This is a genomic window from Flagellimonas sp. ABD4_174, assembly GCF_056160185.1.
In genome coordinates, this window is sequence record NZ_JBSWWP010000001.1 from 2,395,068 (window position 1) to 2,410,124 (window position 15,057).

The 15,057-nt window shown below is 41.8% G+C and carries 11 protein-coding genes; 6 read left to right on the forward strand and 5 right to left on the reverse strand.

The genetic code is table 11. The annotated features are described in order from the left end of the window. Positions 1–12 precede the first annotated feature (12 nt). Positions 13–2,706: a putative LPS assembly protein LptD gene (locus ACXAFK_RS10615; protein ID WP_474957734.1), complete on the forward strand. Its 2,694-nt coding sequence runs from the start codon at positions 13–15 to the stop codon at positions 2,704–2,706. A 46-nt stretch (positions 2,707–2,752) separates the two neighbouring features. Beyond that, positions 2,753–3,133 carry a RidA family protein gene (locus ACXAFK_RS10620; RefSeq protein WP_224837162.1) on the forward strand — a complete coding sequence of 127 codons (381 nt, stop codon included), beginning with the start codon at positions 2,753–2,755 and terminating at the stop codon, positions 3,131–3,133. Here ACXAFK_RS10620 and ACXAFK_RS10625 read toward each other — a convergent pair. The 4 genes from ACXAFK_RS10625 to ACXAFK_RS10640 all read right to left on the reverse strand — a co-directional run bounded on the left by ACXAFK_RS10625 (position 3,126) and on the right by ACXAFK_RS10640 (position 10,628). Further along, a complete protein-coding gene (locus ACXAFK_RS10625; RefSeq protein ID WP_224837161.1) occupies positions 3,126–3,977 on the reverse strand; it encodes an N-acetylglucosamine kinase in 852 nt (283 codons plus the stop codon). The genes ACXAFK_RS10620 and ACXAFK_RS10625 overlap by 8 nt on opposite strands. Before the next feature lie 73 nt (positions 3,978–4,050). After that, positions 4,051–5,052: a type I glyceraldehyde-3-phosphate dehydrogenase gene (gene gap / locus ACXAFK_RS10630; protein ID WP_252079552.1), complete on the reverse strand. Its 1,002-nt coding sequence runs from the start codon at positions 5,050–5,052 to the stop codon at positions 4,051–4,053. Positions 5,053–5,075: 23 nt separating this feature from the next. After that, a complete protein-coding gene (gene pfkA / locus ACXAFK_RS10635; protein ID WP_224837159.1) occupies positions 5,076–6,062 on the reverse strand; it encodes a 6-phosphofructokinase in 987 nt (328 codons plus the stop codon). Between the two features lie 144 nt (positions 6,063–6,206). Further along, positions 6,207–10,628: a translocation/assembly module TamB domain-containing protein gene (locus tag ACXAFK_RS10640; RefSeq protein WP_474958164.1), complete on the reverse strand. Its 4,422-nt coding sequence runs from the start codon at positions 10,626–10,628 to the stop codon at positions 6,207–6,209. Positions 10,629–10,691: 63 nt separating this feature from the next. On the opposite strand from ACXAFK_RS10640, the gene tsaD reads away from it, so the two are divergent. After that, positions 10,692–11,759, forward strand: coding sequence for a tRNA (adenosine(37)-N6)-threonylcarbamoyltransferase complex transferase subunit TsaD (gene tsaD / locus ACXAFK_RS10645; RefSeq protein WP_474957735.1), 1,068 nt, complete (start codon positions 10,692–10,694; stop codon positions 11,757–11,759). Between the two features lie 15 nt (positions 11,760–11,774). Then, positions 11,775–12,482: a 16S rRNA (uracil(1498)-N(3))-methyltransferase gene (locus ACXAFK_RS10650; RefSeq protein WP_224837157.1), complete on the forward strand. Its 708-nt coding sequence runs from the start codon at positions 11,775–11,777 to the stop codon at positions 12,480–12,482. Here ACXAFK_RS10650 and ACXAFK_RS10655 read toward each other — a convergent pair. Next, positions 12,479–13,240, reverse strand: a complete 762-nt coding sequence (locus tag ACXAFK_RS10655; RefSeq protein ID WP_474957736.1) for a DUF1223 domain-containing protein — start codon at positions 13,238–13,240, stop codon at positions 12,479–12,481. The two genes, ACXAFK_RS10650 and ACXAFK_RS10655, sit on opposite strands and share 4 nt — an antisense overlap. 81 nt (positions 13,241–13,321) lie before the next feature. Between ACXAFK_RS10655 and ACXAFK_RS10660 the strand changes: the two genes are divergently transcribed. Both ACXAFK_RS10660 and ACXAFK_RS10665 read left to right on the forward strand, forming a co-directional pair. Further along, complete coding sequence (locus ACXAFK_RS10660) at positions 13,322–13,930, forward strand: DUF4159 domain-containing protein (RefSeq protein WP_252079548.1); 609 nt, start codon at positions 13,322–13,324, stop codon at positions 13,928–13,930. A 3-nt stretch (positions 13,931–13,933) separates the two neighbouring features. Next, the gene (locus ACXAFK_RS10665) at positions 13,934–15,034 is read left to right on the forward strand and encodes an AI-2E family transporter (protein ID WP_474957737.1); all 1,101 of its coding nucleotides are present in this window, start codon (positions 13,934–13,936) and stop codon (positions 15,032–15,034) included. Positions 15,035–15,057 lie beyond the last annotated feature (23 nt).

The following is a 15,057-nucleotide window of genomic DNA, read 5'->3' on the forward strand; positions in this document are numbered from 1 at the left end:
GGATTTATCACGTTGCAACCAAATAAACATTTTTTACTTTTCCTATTTGTTCTTCTTTGTGGCATAGCAACCTTAAGTGCTCAGGAAGACCTTATTAAGCCTTTGCCCATAAAGGTGTCCAAGGATAGCATTTCCGCTCCTTTATTGCCTTCAAATATTCTAAACGATTCTACTCGGGTGGATTCTACAAGCACAGATTCCGTGCCAAAAAAACAACCATTGTTGTTGGATAAAATCCAGTACAAAGCAAAGGACTATGTTAAATTGAGTCAAAAGGACAACAAGATCTATTTGTACGACGAAGCTGAAATCTACTATCAGGACACAGAATTGAAGGCTGGGGTAATTGTAATGGATTATGTTAAAAATGAAGTATACGCGGGCAGAATGAAGGATTCCTTGGGCAATTATTCACAACTGCCGTTTTTTAAGCAAGGTGATCAGGAAGTTCGGCCAGATTCCATTCGTTTTAATTTTGACACCCAAAAGGCTTTGATCTGGAATTCGCGAACCGAACAACAGGCAGGATTGGGGCAATTGGGAAGCGATGCCATGAAGGTGTACGCCCAAAAAACCAAAAAGGAAAACGATTCGGTCTATTTTATGAGCGAAGGCAAGCTAACCACCTCTAGCGATACAGTGAATCCCGACTATTACATTCGGGTAAGAAAAGCCAAATTTGTACCCAAAAAGAAAATTATCGCAGGTTACAGCAATATGTACATTGCAGATGTGCCCACCCCTATTGCCCTACCCTTTGCTTACTTTCCATTGACCACAGGGAGGGTTGCGGGAATATTGTTCCCTACCTTTGGTAACGACCCCAATAGAGGGTATTTTATCCAAAACGGTGGGTACTACCTTCCTATTAGCGATTATGTGGATTTGAGCATTACCGGGGATTATTACACCAACGGCAGCTATGGCCTACAGGGACAGTCCATCTACTCTAAACGATATAAGTTTAAAGGGAACATAAACATTAGCTACGAAAACTTGATCACAAGTCAAAAAGGCTTCGATGATTATAGTAGAACCAGTAATTACAATATTCGAATTTCCCATTCACAGGACACCAAGGCCAGCCCCAACTCTCGTTTTTCAGCATCGGTGAACCTGGGGTCGAGCCAGTATTATACCAACTCGCTGAACCAAGTAAACCGAAACAATACACAGACAAACACCTTTGCATCGTCAATTAGTTACTCCAAAACTTTTCCGGAATATCCATCGGTGAATACAAGTTTAACGGTGAGCCACACCCAGAACTCGCGAACACAGGTAATCAATATGTCCTTACCAACATTCCAGGCCAGTATGGAACGTATTTATCCATTTGTAAAACGGGATGAAATCAAAAAAGGCATTTTTGAAAACATCAATTTTCAGTACGATGTCAATGCACAGAACAGCATAACCACGGACGAGGAGAACTTTTTTAAAAGCGGTATGTTCGATGAGGCTCGCATAGGTGCCCGACACAGAATACCCATTGCCACCAATTTTAAATTGGCCAAATATTTAAGTGTGAGCTTAAGCGGAAACTACGAGGATATCTGGACTTTTAAAACCATTAGAAGGCAATATGATTCGGAGGCGGCACAAGTTGTGACCGATACCATTAATGGCTTTGATCGTTTTAACCGATACAGTTTAGGAACAAGTATCGGTACCACCGTATATGGAACATGGAACTTTGGTGAGGACAAAAAAATACAGGCATTACGCCACGTAATGCGACCTTCGGTAAGTTATAGTTATACCCCCTCTTTTGAGCAGTTTTATGAATCCTATACAGACGGTGATGGTGAAGAGGTTCAATACACCCCTTTTGAAACGAGCATTTATGGTAGACCGTCGTTAACCAAGGGAAGCTCCCTGAACTTCTCGCTCCAAAACTCACTTGAGGCCAAGGTGCGGGACAAGGATTCCACAGCCACCGAACCACGCAAAGTAAAAATATTGAGCAACTTGACCTTCGGGGCCAGTTACAACCTGGAAGCGGATTCTTTAAAACTGAGTCCGATCAGCATGAGCGGTGCAACCGAAATTATAAAAAATGTACCTATAAATTTTGCAGCTACGTTCGATCCGTATGCCATAGACAATAACGGCCGAAGAATCAATACCTTAAACATAAAAAATGGTGGCGGACTTGCCCGTTTAACGTCGGCACGAGTGAATACCAGCTTTTCCTTGAACAGTGAAATGTTCCAAAAAGGAGGAGCCAAAGAAAAAAGCGACAGGGACAAACAATCCAGCTTTAGCGACAACCCATTTGCCATGGACGATGTCCGGGGAGATGCCGGTTCGCGTTTTGACAATAGAGGGAGTTCACAAGATAGGAACAAACAAGAAAACGAAGAACAGCCCATATACAACAATAAACTCCCTTGGGACGCCAGATTCACCTATGTTGCATCGTATAACAATTCCAATAGGCAAAGTGAAATCACCAACCACTCGCTAATGTTCTCCGGAAACATTCAGTTAACCCCTAAATGGGAGGTTGGCTTCAACTCGGGATACGATCTAAAGAACAAAGGTTTTACCGATACCCGTTTTGCCTTTAAACGAGACCTTGGTAGTTTTAGGTTAAGTTTTGACTGGACTCCATTTGGTAGATATGAGCGCTGGTATTTCTTTATTGGTATAAAGAGTTCTATTTTGAGCGACATTAAATGGGAGAACAGAAGTCAACGATAAATCATGTTGATATTAATTATCTTCACTAACTAAAACCTTCTTTCAAATGAAAAAAATAATTAACACCCCAAAAGCACCTGCACCCATTGGTCCATACAACCAGGCCGTATTGATCAAGGATACCCTTTATATTTCCGGTCAGATTCCCATTGATCCTTCCACGGGAAAATTGGTCGAGGGAGACATCCAAAAAGAGACCAAACAATCCATGGAGAATTTAAAAGCCATTCTGGAAGAGGCCGATATGAGTTTTGAGCATGTGATCAAGACCTCGATTTTTATTAAGGACATGAACCAATTCGCACAGATCAACGAGGTTTACGGCACTTATTTTAATGCAGATACAGCTCCTGCAAGAGAAACTGTGGAGGTAGCCAATCTTCCCAAGTTCGTAAACGTGGAAATTTCTATGATTGCGGTCAGATAGTTTCGCGATGGAACTCTACAAGACCTTCAATGGGTCTTCTTCGGATCACACCCAGAATTAAATCGTTGCGCTCCAGGCAAGCCGTTAGTTCGTCCCTTAAAAAATGGGCAATACTGCCAACAAAGCTTACGGGAACTTTGGTGGCCAGTTCGTATTGCATAATATAGTTGTTAACGAACTGTTGCAATCCCTTTTCTATGACCCCCTTGCAATAAGGATGCTCTTTGTTCTCTATAATAAAACGTGCAAATGTGGCCAAATAGGTGTTAGGGTTGGGTTGTTTGTACAGATGATCTTTAATAACATCTGCATCCAAGTCGTATTCCTTGGCGAATTTCATCCCAAGATCCTGTGGCATTTTATGAAAATAGTAGTCCCTTATCAGTTTTCTTCCAAAAAAGTTTCCACTTCCATCATCCATTAAGATATACCCCAACGAAGTTACCTTTTGGATCAATTGATGACCATCATAATAACTGCAATTGGATCCTGTGCCCAAAATACAGACAATACCTTGTCTTCCAATTTTGGTCGTGGAATAGATTGCGGCATAGGTATCCTCCCTTACCTCTGCTTTGGCATTGGGAAAGAAGTCCTTGAAAATGGACTTTAAAAAATTCTTCATTCTATCGGTACCGCATCCGGCACCATAGAAATACAACTGACGTACATCCTGTCTGTTTTTGGAAAGCTCAAAATTATTGGCCAATCGATCCTCGATCACTTCTTTAGTCAATACCTCGGGGCTTAAACCTAAAGTTTGGGTAACAAACAATTGTTTACCACTTTCGTCAAGAGCGATCCAATCCGATTTTGTGGCTCCGCTATCCACTATCAAAACCATACGTCTATATTTTATATTAAAATCCTGAAGAGGGGAAATCCCTCTTCAGGACAAGTACTATTTTAGATAAAGATTATAGGCTTGCAGCGTGCAATGCCAAATCAACTAGTTTATTGGAGTATCCAGTTTCGTTATCGTACCAAGAAACCACTTTGAAGAACTTGGAATTCAATTCGATTCCAGCGCCTGCATCAAAAATGGAGGTCCTAACATCCCCTACGAAATCCTGAGATACCACCAATTCCTCGGTATAACCAAGAATTCCGGCCAATTCACCTTCAGATGCAGTTTTCATGGCTTTCTTAATTTCTTCGTAAGAGGTTTCCTTTTCCAAACGAACGGTCAAATCCACTACGGAAACATCTGCCGTAGGCACTCTAAAGGCCATACCTGTAAGTTTCCCTTCCAATGCCGGGATTACCTTGGTCACTGCTTTGGCAGCCCCTGTTGATGCCGGAATAATGTTCAATAAAGCACTTCGTCCCCCTCTATAATCCTTTTTGGAAGGACCGTCCACAGTTAATTGAGTGGCCGTGGTAGCGTGAACAGTGGTCATCAATCCTTCGTCAATACCAAAGTTATCGTCCAATACCTTGGCAATTGGTGCCAAACAGTTAGTGGTACAAGATGCGTTGGAAATAATTGTATCGGTTGCTTTAACATCTTTATGGTTAACTCCCATTACAAACATCGGTGCATCTTTGGATGGAGCGGAAATAACCACTTTTTTGGCCCCTCCGTCGATGTGGCTTTGTGCCATGTCCAAAGTAGTGAAGATTCCCGTACACTCCGCAACTATCTCAGCTCCTACCGCATCCCATTTTAAGTTTTTAGGGTCACGCTCGGCAGTTATTCTGATGGTTTTACCGTTTACGACCAAGTTTCCGTCCTTAACTTCCACGGTACCGTCAAAATTGCCATGTACCGAATCATACTTCAATAAATACGCAAGGTGTTCAACATCCAACAAATCGTTGATTGCAACTACATCTACGTCGCCTCTTTTTACGGTTGCTCTAAATACCAACCTTCCAATTCTACCGAATCCGTTGATTCCAATTTTCAAATTTGACATATTTTCTTTTTTTGTCATTAAAATTATGTTGTCATTATATCTGAAACCCTTATGAGTTCCTCGTCGATCTCCGTATGTGCTTTAATGGCTTCCGCCAAGGGCGTAAGCACCATTTTGGTATCCCTTATCCCTACCATTTGATTGGACTTGCCCTCCAAAAGGCTTTCAACGGCTTTCACTCCCATCCTACTGGCCAGAACACGATCAAAACAAGTTGGGTTGCCCCCTCGTTGCATATGTCCGAGAACGGACACCCTAACATCGTAAATGGGCAAATGCTCCTCTACGTATTCTTTTAGTTCGAATACATTTTTACCGGTTTTATCGCCTTCTGCCACAATTACAATACTGGACGATTTACCTGAGGCCTTGCTGCGTTTTAAGGATTCCAATAAACGCTCCAATCCCAAATTTTGTTCGGGAATCAGAATTTCCTCGGCTCCTGCCCCTACTCCCGCGTTAAGTGCAATATGACCGACATCCCTACCCATTACTTCCACAAAGAACAATCGGTTGTGCGAGCTTGCGGTATCCCGAATTTTATCGATAGCATCGACCACGGTATTTATGGCCGTATCGAAACCTAACGTATAGGAAGACCCCAAAATATCGTTGTCTATGGTCCCGGGAATTCCCATTACGGGAAACCCGTATTCGTCGTTGAACATAAGGGCGCCGGTAAAGCTTCCATTACCTCCAATGACCACAAAGGCATCTATGCCTTCCTTGACCAATTGGTCGTGGGCTTTTTTTCTTCCCTCTTTGGTCCTAAACTCTTCGCAACGGGCAGATTTTAGTATTGTTCCTCCTTTGTTGATAATGTTGTTTACACTACGTGCATCGAAGGTCTTAAAGTCGCCCTCGATCATCCCCTGGTATCCTCTGTAGATACCCACACATTCTATTTTTAGATAAGCACAGGTCCGGACTACGGAACGAATCGCGGCATTCATTCCCGGAGAGTCTCCACCTGATGTAAGTACTCCTATTTTTTTAATTTTTGAAGCCATTCAAATTTTTAAGAGATCAAAGCTAGGAAACTTTATTCAAATTTTGAATGTCTTGATAATATATTTGATTTAAACAAATTTCTCAAACGTTTTCGTAATAAATTAATCAAAAAACTTTGAAAAATATAAATTCTTTTTGGGGTATTAGGGGCGATTTGCAGGCTTTTGTGAAAAGCGGATCAAGCTGTCCTTACCCATAACCTGAGAGGGTTGTTTTTGAGAGGGTGTTTCCTTTATATTTTCCTCTTTTTCTTTTTTGTTGAACACTTTTCGCATCAGTTCTCTAAAGCTATTAAAATCAACCTGATAGGACAGACCAATACCTTGTGTATACCCTTGGCGTTCTGCCAAAAACTGTTGTATCTGATTTTCCCTATTGAATATTTTGGCGCTCAAGGTCCCTTCATCGTTCAACAATATTTGGACTTCAACATCTCCCGCAACTACAGTCTCGGAAACTCCGCCGACAGGCACCCCTACCCTTCCATTGACCAATATTCGGTCCGAAATCTGCGTGGTCACGGTAACCCCGATACGATCTTCGGTGGATATATCGGCGTTGGGATCGTTATATCCTTGCTCGTAGGATAGACCAAAATTGAGTTTGTCGTTATTGCCGGATAAAATTTGATTGAACAGTCCCGAAGCTGTTTGAATCAGGTTTCCGGTAACCGCTTGTTGATTGATCCCACCGGATTGTGGGTTCACGAATGTTCCTTGCGCCAAAAGGAAAAAGGCGTTGCGCTCTTTAATGGTCGGGTCTTGCAATCGATACTCAAGTTCGGATTGCACCACGGAATTGGTCCCTGGGAAGTCAATATCAAAATTAATATTGGGGCTCTCCAGTTCTCCATCCAATCGCACCACAACCTCTGTGGGTATTCTGCCCGTGTACCCGGCGTTGTCCAAAAGAGGGGCCGGGTTGGCATTTAGAGAATAAACGGCTTCCAGGTTCAACTGTGCCGCCAATGGGTCTCTTTCCCATAGAATGGTGCCCCCGGGCCTAACCTTGAACTTTTTGTCGATAACGCCACCGTATTTAAAATTGTATTCTCCAGTTACGGCCACAAACTCCCCGTACATGTTAAATTTACCGTTGGTATTGATCTCGATCAACAAAATACCTTCCCCTGTTCCCTTTAAGGAACTGCCCGTACTCTGGTCTACTACGATTTCTACTTCGGCCTCGGGTGTGACCGCAAGATCGAACGCCATTTCCAACCCTTGGTAATCCTCCAGCACCCGTTCTTCTTCAAAAGAGTTGGATGTTCCTTTTTCTATAAAGTTGATAAAGGAATAGTCGCCGACGCTCGTTACATCGCTCAAGGGTATTTTTAAAGCGGTACCGGCAGCCGTTATTGCATCCACCGAAATGGTAAGGGCGTCCGTTGGCCCATAAATACTACCTGTACCATTTATAAATCCCGTACCATAGTACAGGGACTCTTCATCATACTCGGTATTTAGGATCATAAAACGATCGTTTTGGGTATCCACGTCGAGGCCAAGGTACCAATCATCAAACCCTGTGTGACTTATAGTACCATCCATGGTCGCAGTGGTCTTTTCTTCCACATCGGACAGCTCTACATTTTCAAAATAAAAGGTTTGATCAAATAAACGTACTTGGGAATAGGGCGCAAAATCGTAATCCACATTAAGGTATGGGATTCCAATTCCCGCATCGTTTAAACTGAGAACGCCATTTATAGAAGGGTTGTTTACATTGCCCGTGATCGTTGCATTTCCGCTCACTTTCCCCCTAATGTTGGAAATTATATCTTCTCCCAAGGGACCAAAGGGTTCCAATGCGAAATCAGAAAAATTGGCCGCAAGGTCCAATTCTTGTTTGTTGTTATAATTGGTTACCTTTCCATTAATGCTCATCCTTTCTTTGCCACCGTCGTTCAGCCAAGTACTTACACCGAACTCGGTAAGGTCGTTATTGCCGTAGATGCCTACTTCCAAATCACCCATCCGCATGGTATTCACGCTAAAATCTTTGATGTTGAGGCTGGATGTCGGCAAATATTTCCCATCTTTTTGAAGGATATTGAGAAATCCATCTACTTCACCATCCAACTTTAGACTATCAATGGACGGTGTAATCTTGTTCAAGGAGACCAACTTAAATTGAAGGTCGAGATCTTTGTATGTGGAATCTGCAAACTCGCCTCGCAATCGAATCTGCTCGTTGTTATTGTTGTCCATTACCACATCTTCAATACGAATACTATCCAATGCACTATTGAATATCACCTTGTTTTTTCGATTTCCCTCTTTATTGAGCACCCAGGTATTGCCCTTAAAGCTAACATCGGATCGCTTGAGGCCGATCACAGATCTATTGTTTTGGTTAAAAGTGTGGTAAAAATTTAGGTTGTAACTATCATCGTACTCACTTCCGCCTTTAAACTCTGTTCTAAAGAACAGGGTATCCTTTAGTGTAGTGTTGATAAGGCTAAAGTCTTTGATGTCGTAGTACACTGTGGACATATCCTCTACGGAAACGAAGGTGTTGAAGAGTGGGTTCTTATTGTCGATTTGCAGCTCTATATTGTCGAACTTGTTTCCGAACGCCTCAATACTCGGTGATTTAAAGGTTAGTTTAAAATCGCTTTTATCGGCCTCTATTGCCCCGCGTATAAAGGTATTGGAACCAAAGGCCATTTCGGGGACAAAAACGTCCACGATCTTGTTGTATATCCTAAAGTTAAAATCCAAATATTGACCTTCTGAAATTTGGTAAGGTTGATAGTTGGTGTAAATACTACCAACGGAATTCTGCACCAATTTACCCAATTCGTTTACCTTAAAACTACCGCGCATGTACCCAGTAATGATATCCGGCGAATTGATCTCGATGGTGCGGATGGTATCTTGGGCAAAGGAGGAAACCACGTTAAAATCCTCAAAATAATATGTGTCGTTTATATTTTGATATGTTGTATTGGAAAATCGCAGTTGACCGGCTATATCATCCAAATTGTTGCCCTCGATGTCCATATCTATATGTCCTTTGAATATCGAGATACTGTCGTTGATAAAATTTAATTCCTTGAGATCGGCATAATCGACCGCTGCAACAAAATTGAATTTGTTCTGTCGACTGCCAAAATTGGCCAAGCCTTGAAAATCGAACCTAAAGTTATCGTCGTTGCACAATAGGACACCATCGAACAATTGATTTTTTAATATACCGGTTACCTTTATCTTGTTGTATTCATAATCATTGAACTCGATTTTGTAAACATCACCGGATATTTCCGTATTCAGACTTTCTGCCACGAATCCCTTCCCCTCGACATTCATATCCATGGATGCCATGCCCAAATCTTGATTATCTATAAACTCCCCGAGATTAAAATCTATCAACGATATAAACCCCATATAAGAAGCATCTTCAATGGTCTGTACATTGGTCATTTGAAGATCCACGTAGCAATCCCCTACCGCGGTATTCAAATTAGCTGTTACATCTATGGAGGTTTCTGTTATTTCGGTATCGCCCCGAACGGTAAATTGCCCAAGCTTTTGAACCGATTCGGGAATATTTTGACCCAAAATGTTTGGCAATATGCTCCTAAGCTGGTAGTAACTTGATGTTAGATTATCAATTTCCCCCTTTAACACAAACGGTGCTTGTTCGCTAAACATGTTATCGAACCTAAAATCTCCTCGTATTCCAGTATTATCCGTAAACAAGAAGAGGTCTTCCACCTGTAATTGATTGAGGACCCCACTAAAATTTCCGGTAAAGTTGACCACCTTGTCCGCTCCAAATTCATTAAAAAAAGCATTGATCTCGTTAAGGGCTACGGAGGATTCCTTGAAACTCGCATCTATGTTCACTAAATCCACAAAGTTCGCCAAATGTTCTCTTTCGTAATTAAAGACCAGATTCCCTTTCAGTTCCGATTGCTCGGTGTCTATCAACAAGGAGTCAAAACGCATTTGTTGTTTGGTATAGGTAAATTCGGCAGCCAGTTTTTTAAGTCGAATACCTCGTTTTGCCAAAGTGGAGAGATTATCGATTTTTAAGGATACATCTGGACCCAAAATCTGAAAATCACGGGCCATGACAGAAATCTCCGAAAAATTCAACACCTCTTCCAACTCTAGATTTTCATCAACAAGTCTAAACTTGCCATTATTGATCTGTATCCCATCCGACGACAGAAAAAATGGAGGTGTTCCCGGGTCTCTTGGCGAGCCATCGTCCAGCTTGTCCACAAAAACGTCCAAATTGGTGTCGGTCTCCCCTTCATAAGTCTTTAGATTAAAGGTAAGTCCGTCCACTTCTATATCTCCAAACTCCATTTTATTGTTGACCATATTCCGCAGATTTAAAATGGAGGTGGACAATTTATGGATATAGATAAGTGTGTCCTGTTGGTAATCTTCTACATAGATGCCCTTTATGCCTGCATTTAAATTGAACAGCGACATACTAATGCGGTCTATACGAATGTTGGTGCCAAATTCCTCGTTCAACGAATCCATGGCGTACTTGCCCAATCTGGTCTGTACAACGGGCAAGGAAAGAACCAGCGATCCCAATACCATGATTAGGATGATGGCCAAAAGCAAACGCAACAGTATTTTACGAAGTTTTTTGATAGGGCTTTTATGTTTTACCTTTGTCAACCAATTTTTGTTCCAAAACCTGTGGAAAATTCTAAAAAATATATTCTTGCCATAGAATCCTCTTGTGACGATACCTCAGCGGCCGTACTTTGCCATACAAAAGTACTGAGCAATGTGGTAGCCACCCAAGAAATCCACAAGCAATATGGAGGTGTTGTCCCCGAATTGGCTTCGAGGGCGCATCAACAAAATATTGTTCCCGTGGTACACCAAGCCTTGGCCAAGGCAAATATCGATAAAAAACAGCTATCCGCCATAGCTTTTACCAGAGGACCAGGACTCATGGGCTCCCTGCTTGTGGGCACATCTTTTGCAAAGTCGTTGGCCTTGGGGCTCAATATTCCCTTGATCGAGGTCAACCATATGGAAGCCCATATTTTGGCCCATTTTATAGAGGACGAAAGTCAGACCGCGCCTACTTTCCCCTTTTTGGCAATGACCATTAGCGGGGGGCACACACAAATCGTTAAGGTTTCCGATTATTTTGAGATGGAAGTTATGGGCGAGACCCTGGACGATGCGGTCGGCGAAGCTTTCGACAAAAGTGCCAAATTGATGGGGCTACCTTACCCCGGAGGGCCACTTATCGACAAATATGCCAAACTAGGCAATCCAAAGGCATACACATTTCCAAAACCAAAAGTTGATGGGCTTAATTTTAGCTTTAGTGGGTTAAAAACCAGTATTCTCTACTTTTTACAGCGAGAAAGCCAAAAAAATCCTGATTTTATTTCCCAGAACATGAACGATATTTGTGCCTCGGTACAGTTTACCATCTTGGAAATATTAATGGAGAAATTACAAATGGCCGTAGAGCAGACGGGAATAAAACTAATAGCCATTGGTGGTGGCGTTGCTGCCAATTCCGGAATTCGGGGAAGACTTAAAGATGCCGAGGAAAACTTGGGCTGGCAAACCTTTATCCCTAAATTTGAATACTGTACCGATAATGCGGCGATGATCGGAATCGTGGGGCTCCTTAAATTTTACCGAGGTGATTTTACGGACCAAAGTGTTGCGGCAAAAGCCAGATACGCCATCGGTAGTTAATTAACACCTCTCAAAATGCAACTTTTTTACAACCCCTTGTTGGACAACAGTGCAAAACAATTTATTTTTCCACCGGAAGAGAGCAAGCACATAGTGCGGGTTTTGCGAAAGTCGGAAGGAGACATTGTGCATATTACCAATGGCAAAGGGTATTTGTTCGAAGCGGAGATATTGGTGCCCGATCAAAAAAAATGCAAGGCAAGGATTATTTCAGAAAAAAAATCCATACCCAAACGTTATAAATTACACATGGTCGTGGCTCCAACAAAAATGAACGACCGTTACGAATGGTTTTTGGAAAAAGCGACAGAAATCGGCGTGGATGAGATTACACCCATAATTTGTGAACATTCCGAAAGAAAGACCGTTAAAATGGAACGGATGGAGCGAGTACTTCAATCGGCCATGAAACAGTCCTTACAAACCGTTTTACCCAAATTGAATCCCCCGATTAGCTGCAAAGAATTTTTAGAGAACGATACCGCTCTAGGATACCGGTTCATTGCCCATTGCCAAAATGAGGAAAAAATGGAATTAAAGCGAAAAGTTATCGCGGACAATGACACCACCATACTTATTGGGCCGGAAGGGGATTTTTCCAAATCGGAAATCGACTTGGCCAGAGAAAAAGGCTATGTCCCTATTTCTTTGGGAGCCAATCGACTTAGGACCGAAACTGCCGCCATTGTGGCATGCACAACCGTGGCCATTATTAATAGTTAACGTACAATTCTTTTTTGGGCCGCCCCAAGTATATCTCGTTCTTGGTTTTCCACAATCACGACCAGGGTCAAACCATCGTTTTGTTGAACCAGATCCGGAACTTTCAGCGATACTTCATTTTTACGCAACCTTAAGTCCGCCCTTTTTTCCGCGACAACAATATTACTGTTCTTAAGCTTTCTATTTCTATTTTCTCCCCTGTTCACCATCGTTTCCCTCTCGTCAATCACCAATAAGGCCCTCATCCATTTTTGGTCCGGAGCCGTTATAATGTTGTAAGTAAACGAAAGTACACCATCAGACAATGTTGTTTCACATATTTCCATAAGTTTCGCCGAACCATGGAAAGTATGCTCCTGGATCTTCGACTGGAGTATCGATCTATTGGAGCCTACAAAATGCTCTTTCCCGTTTACGACCATTTGAGGGGTGTAGATGTTGAGTTGGTCAAATTTATGGGCATACGCTTTTTGTTTTTCGGTATAAGCATGGTCGGAAAAAGGATCTTCCCAGCCGATGTAATTCCAATAATCCACATGATAGGACAACGCGATCACCTCTTCTGGGTAATCACTCTTTACTTGATCCAATAGTGCATCGGCAGGCGGGCAACTGGAGCAGCCCTGAGAAGTAAAAAGCTCCAGAACAACTGGATTATTTTTCTTAGCGACTTCTGGTGCAATTTTATTGGCCGTATAAAGTGTATATAAAGACAAGGCAAAAAAGGTAAATGATAGAATTATGGCCTTTTTAATCATGAATGCTGTACTTTTGGTTATATAGTTATTCGTTTTAAGATGGGACAACTTACCAGGTCAGTATGTACTTTAACTTTTTTTATGATTACCATGGCATCCGCACAGGAGATTGCCATTCTTAAATACGGTGGTGGTGGTGATTGGTATTCCAACCCAACCGCTGTTCCCAACCTGATAGAATTCTGCAACACCAATATAGGAACCACAATCAAACCTGAACCGGAAACCGTAGAGGTCGGCAGTATTTCACTATTTAAGTTTCCGTTCCTGCACATGACCGGGCACGGAAATGTCTACTTTTCGGATGAAGAGGCGGAAAACCTAAGAACTTATCTTTTATCCGGCGGATTTTTACATATCGATGACAATTACGGCATGGAACCATATTTAAAAAGGGAATTGGCCAAAGTCTTCCCCGATATGCCCTTGGAGGAGCTGGGTGTGGATCATCCCATATTTTCACAAAAGTTCCAGTTTCCCAACGGATTGCCCAAAATACATGAGCACGATGGAAAAAGACCCCAGGCCTTTGGTATTTTTGACGAGGGGCGACTGGTGCTGTTATACACCTTTGAATGCGATCTTGGAGATGGTTGGGAAGACCCTTCCGTGCACAACGACCCGGAAGAAGTTCGCATAAAGGCCCTCCAAATGGGCGCCAACATAATTGAATACGCTTTTAAAAGTTAACACATGAATGCTAAGATAATTGCCAACGGAATACTCAGGGCCGTAGCCATATTGGTCGGAATTGCACTTATTTGCTGGTTTTTCTTTAAAATACAATCCGTTTTGGCCTATTTGGCCATGGCTGCGGTGTTGGCCTTGCTGGGAAGGCCCATTGTTATGTTTTTAAGGAAAAAACTAAGGTTTCCCAACACCTTGGCCGTAGTGGCGACAATGGTGTTTATGATTTCTATTTTTTTGGGCATATTGGCACTCTTTATACCACTGATTTCCGAACAGAGCAAGAACTTATCGCTTTTGGACATTGAAGCGCTTAAAGGCAACCTAAATACACTTTATCTACAGACGCTGGATTATTTTGGTGCCTCCACAGGTAGTTTTAATAATCTTTTGGATGAATCCCACATCGAAGAAAATGTTTTAAAAGAATTAGATCTCGGCTTTATCCCAAATTTTCTCAACTCCTTTGTAAATGTATTGAGCAATTTTAGTATTGGTTTGTTTTCTGTCCTCTTTATTTCGTTCTTTTTTTTAAAGGACAGTAAATTGATGCAAAATGGAATATTGACTTTTGTTCCGGATAACAAAGAAAGTAACTTGATAAAATCCATAGACAAGATCAACAATTTACTTTCCAGATATTTCGCAGGAATACTTTTACAGTTATTTATCCTCTTTGTAATTTACACGATTGCGCTGTTGATCGTTGGTGTCGAAAACGCCATTGTTATAGCATTTTTGTGTTCGCTGTTCAACATTATACCATACATAGGGCCCATTATTGGGGGAGCTGTTATGATCACCCTTACCATGACCAGTTTTATCGATGCCGATTTTAGTACAGTTATCTTACCAAAAGCACTCTATGTTTTACTTGGATTGACCATAGGTCAGCTCATCGACAATTTCTTTTCACAGCCCTTTATTTTTTCCACAAGCGTAAAGTCGCACCCTCTGGAAATTTTCCTCATTATTATAATAGCCGGTCTTCTATTTGGTGTGGTCGGCATGGTAATCGCCGTACCGGGGTATACCGCAATAAAGGTGATTTTAAAGGAGTTTTTAGCTGAATATTCCATAGTGAAGAAGTTGACTAAAAATTTATAGTATCACTTTGAATAAATTAATAC

Excerpts from the sequence above, each read along its gene's own strand:
- ACXAFK_RS10620 (WP_224837162.1), top strand. The coding sequence starts at position 2,753 with ATGAAAAAAATAATTAACACCCCAAAAGCACCTGCACCCATTGGTCCA.
- ACXAFK_RS10625 (WP_224837161.1), bottom strand. The coding sequence starts at position 3,977 with ATGGTTTTGATAGTGGATAGCGGAGCCACAAAATCGGATTGGATCGCT.
- gap (WP_252079552.1), bottom strand. The coding sequence starts at position 5,052 with ATGTCAAATTTGAAAATTGGAATCAACGGATTCGGTAGAATTGGAAGG.
- pfkA (WP_224837159.1), bottom strand. The coding sequence starts at position 6,062 with ATGGCTTCAAAAATTAAAAAAATAGGAGTACTTACATCAGGTGGAGAC.
- ACXAFK_RS10640 (WP_474958164.1), bottom strand. The coding sequence starts at position 10,628 with ATGGTATTGGGATCGCTGGTTCTTTCCTTGCCCGTTGTACAGACCAGA.
- tsaD (WP_474957735.1), top strand. The coding sequence starts at position 10,692 with ATGTTTTACCTTTGTCAACCAATTTTTGTTCCAAAACCTGTGGAAAAT.
- ACXAFK_RS10650 (WP_224837157.1), top strand. The coding sequence starts at position 11,775 with ATGCAACTTTTTTACAACCCCTTGTTGGACAACAGTGCAAAACAATTT.
- ACXAFK_RS10655 (WP_474957736.1), bottom strand. The coding sequence starts at position 13,240 with ATGATTAAAAAGGCCATAATTCTATCATTTACCTTTTTTGCCTTGTCT.
- ACXAFK_RS10660 (WP_252079548.1), top strand. The coding sequence starts at position 13,322 with ATGATTACCATGGCATCCGCACAGGAGATTGCCATTCTTAAATACGGT.
- ACXAFK_RS10665 (WP_474957737.1), top strand. The coding sequence starts at position 13,934 with ATGAATGCTAAGATAATTGCCAACGGAATACTCAGGGCCGTAGCCATA.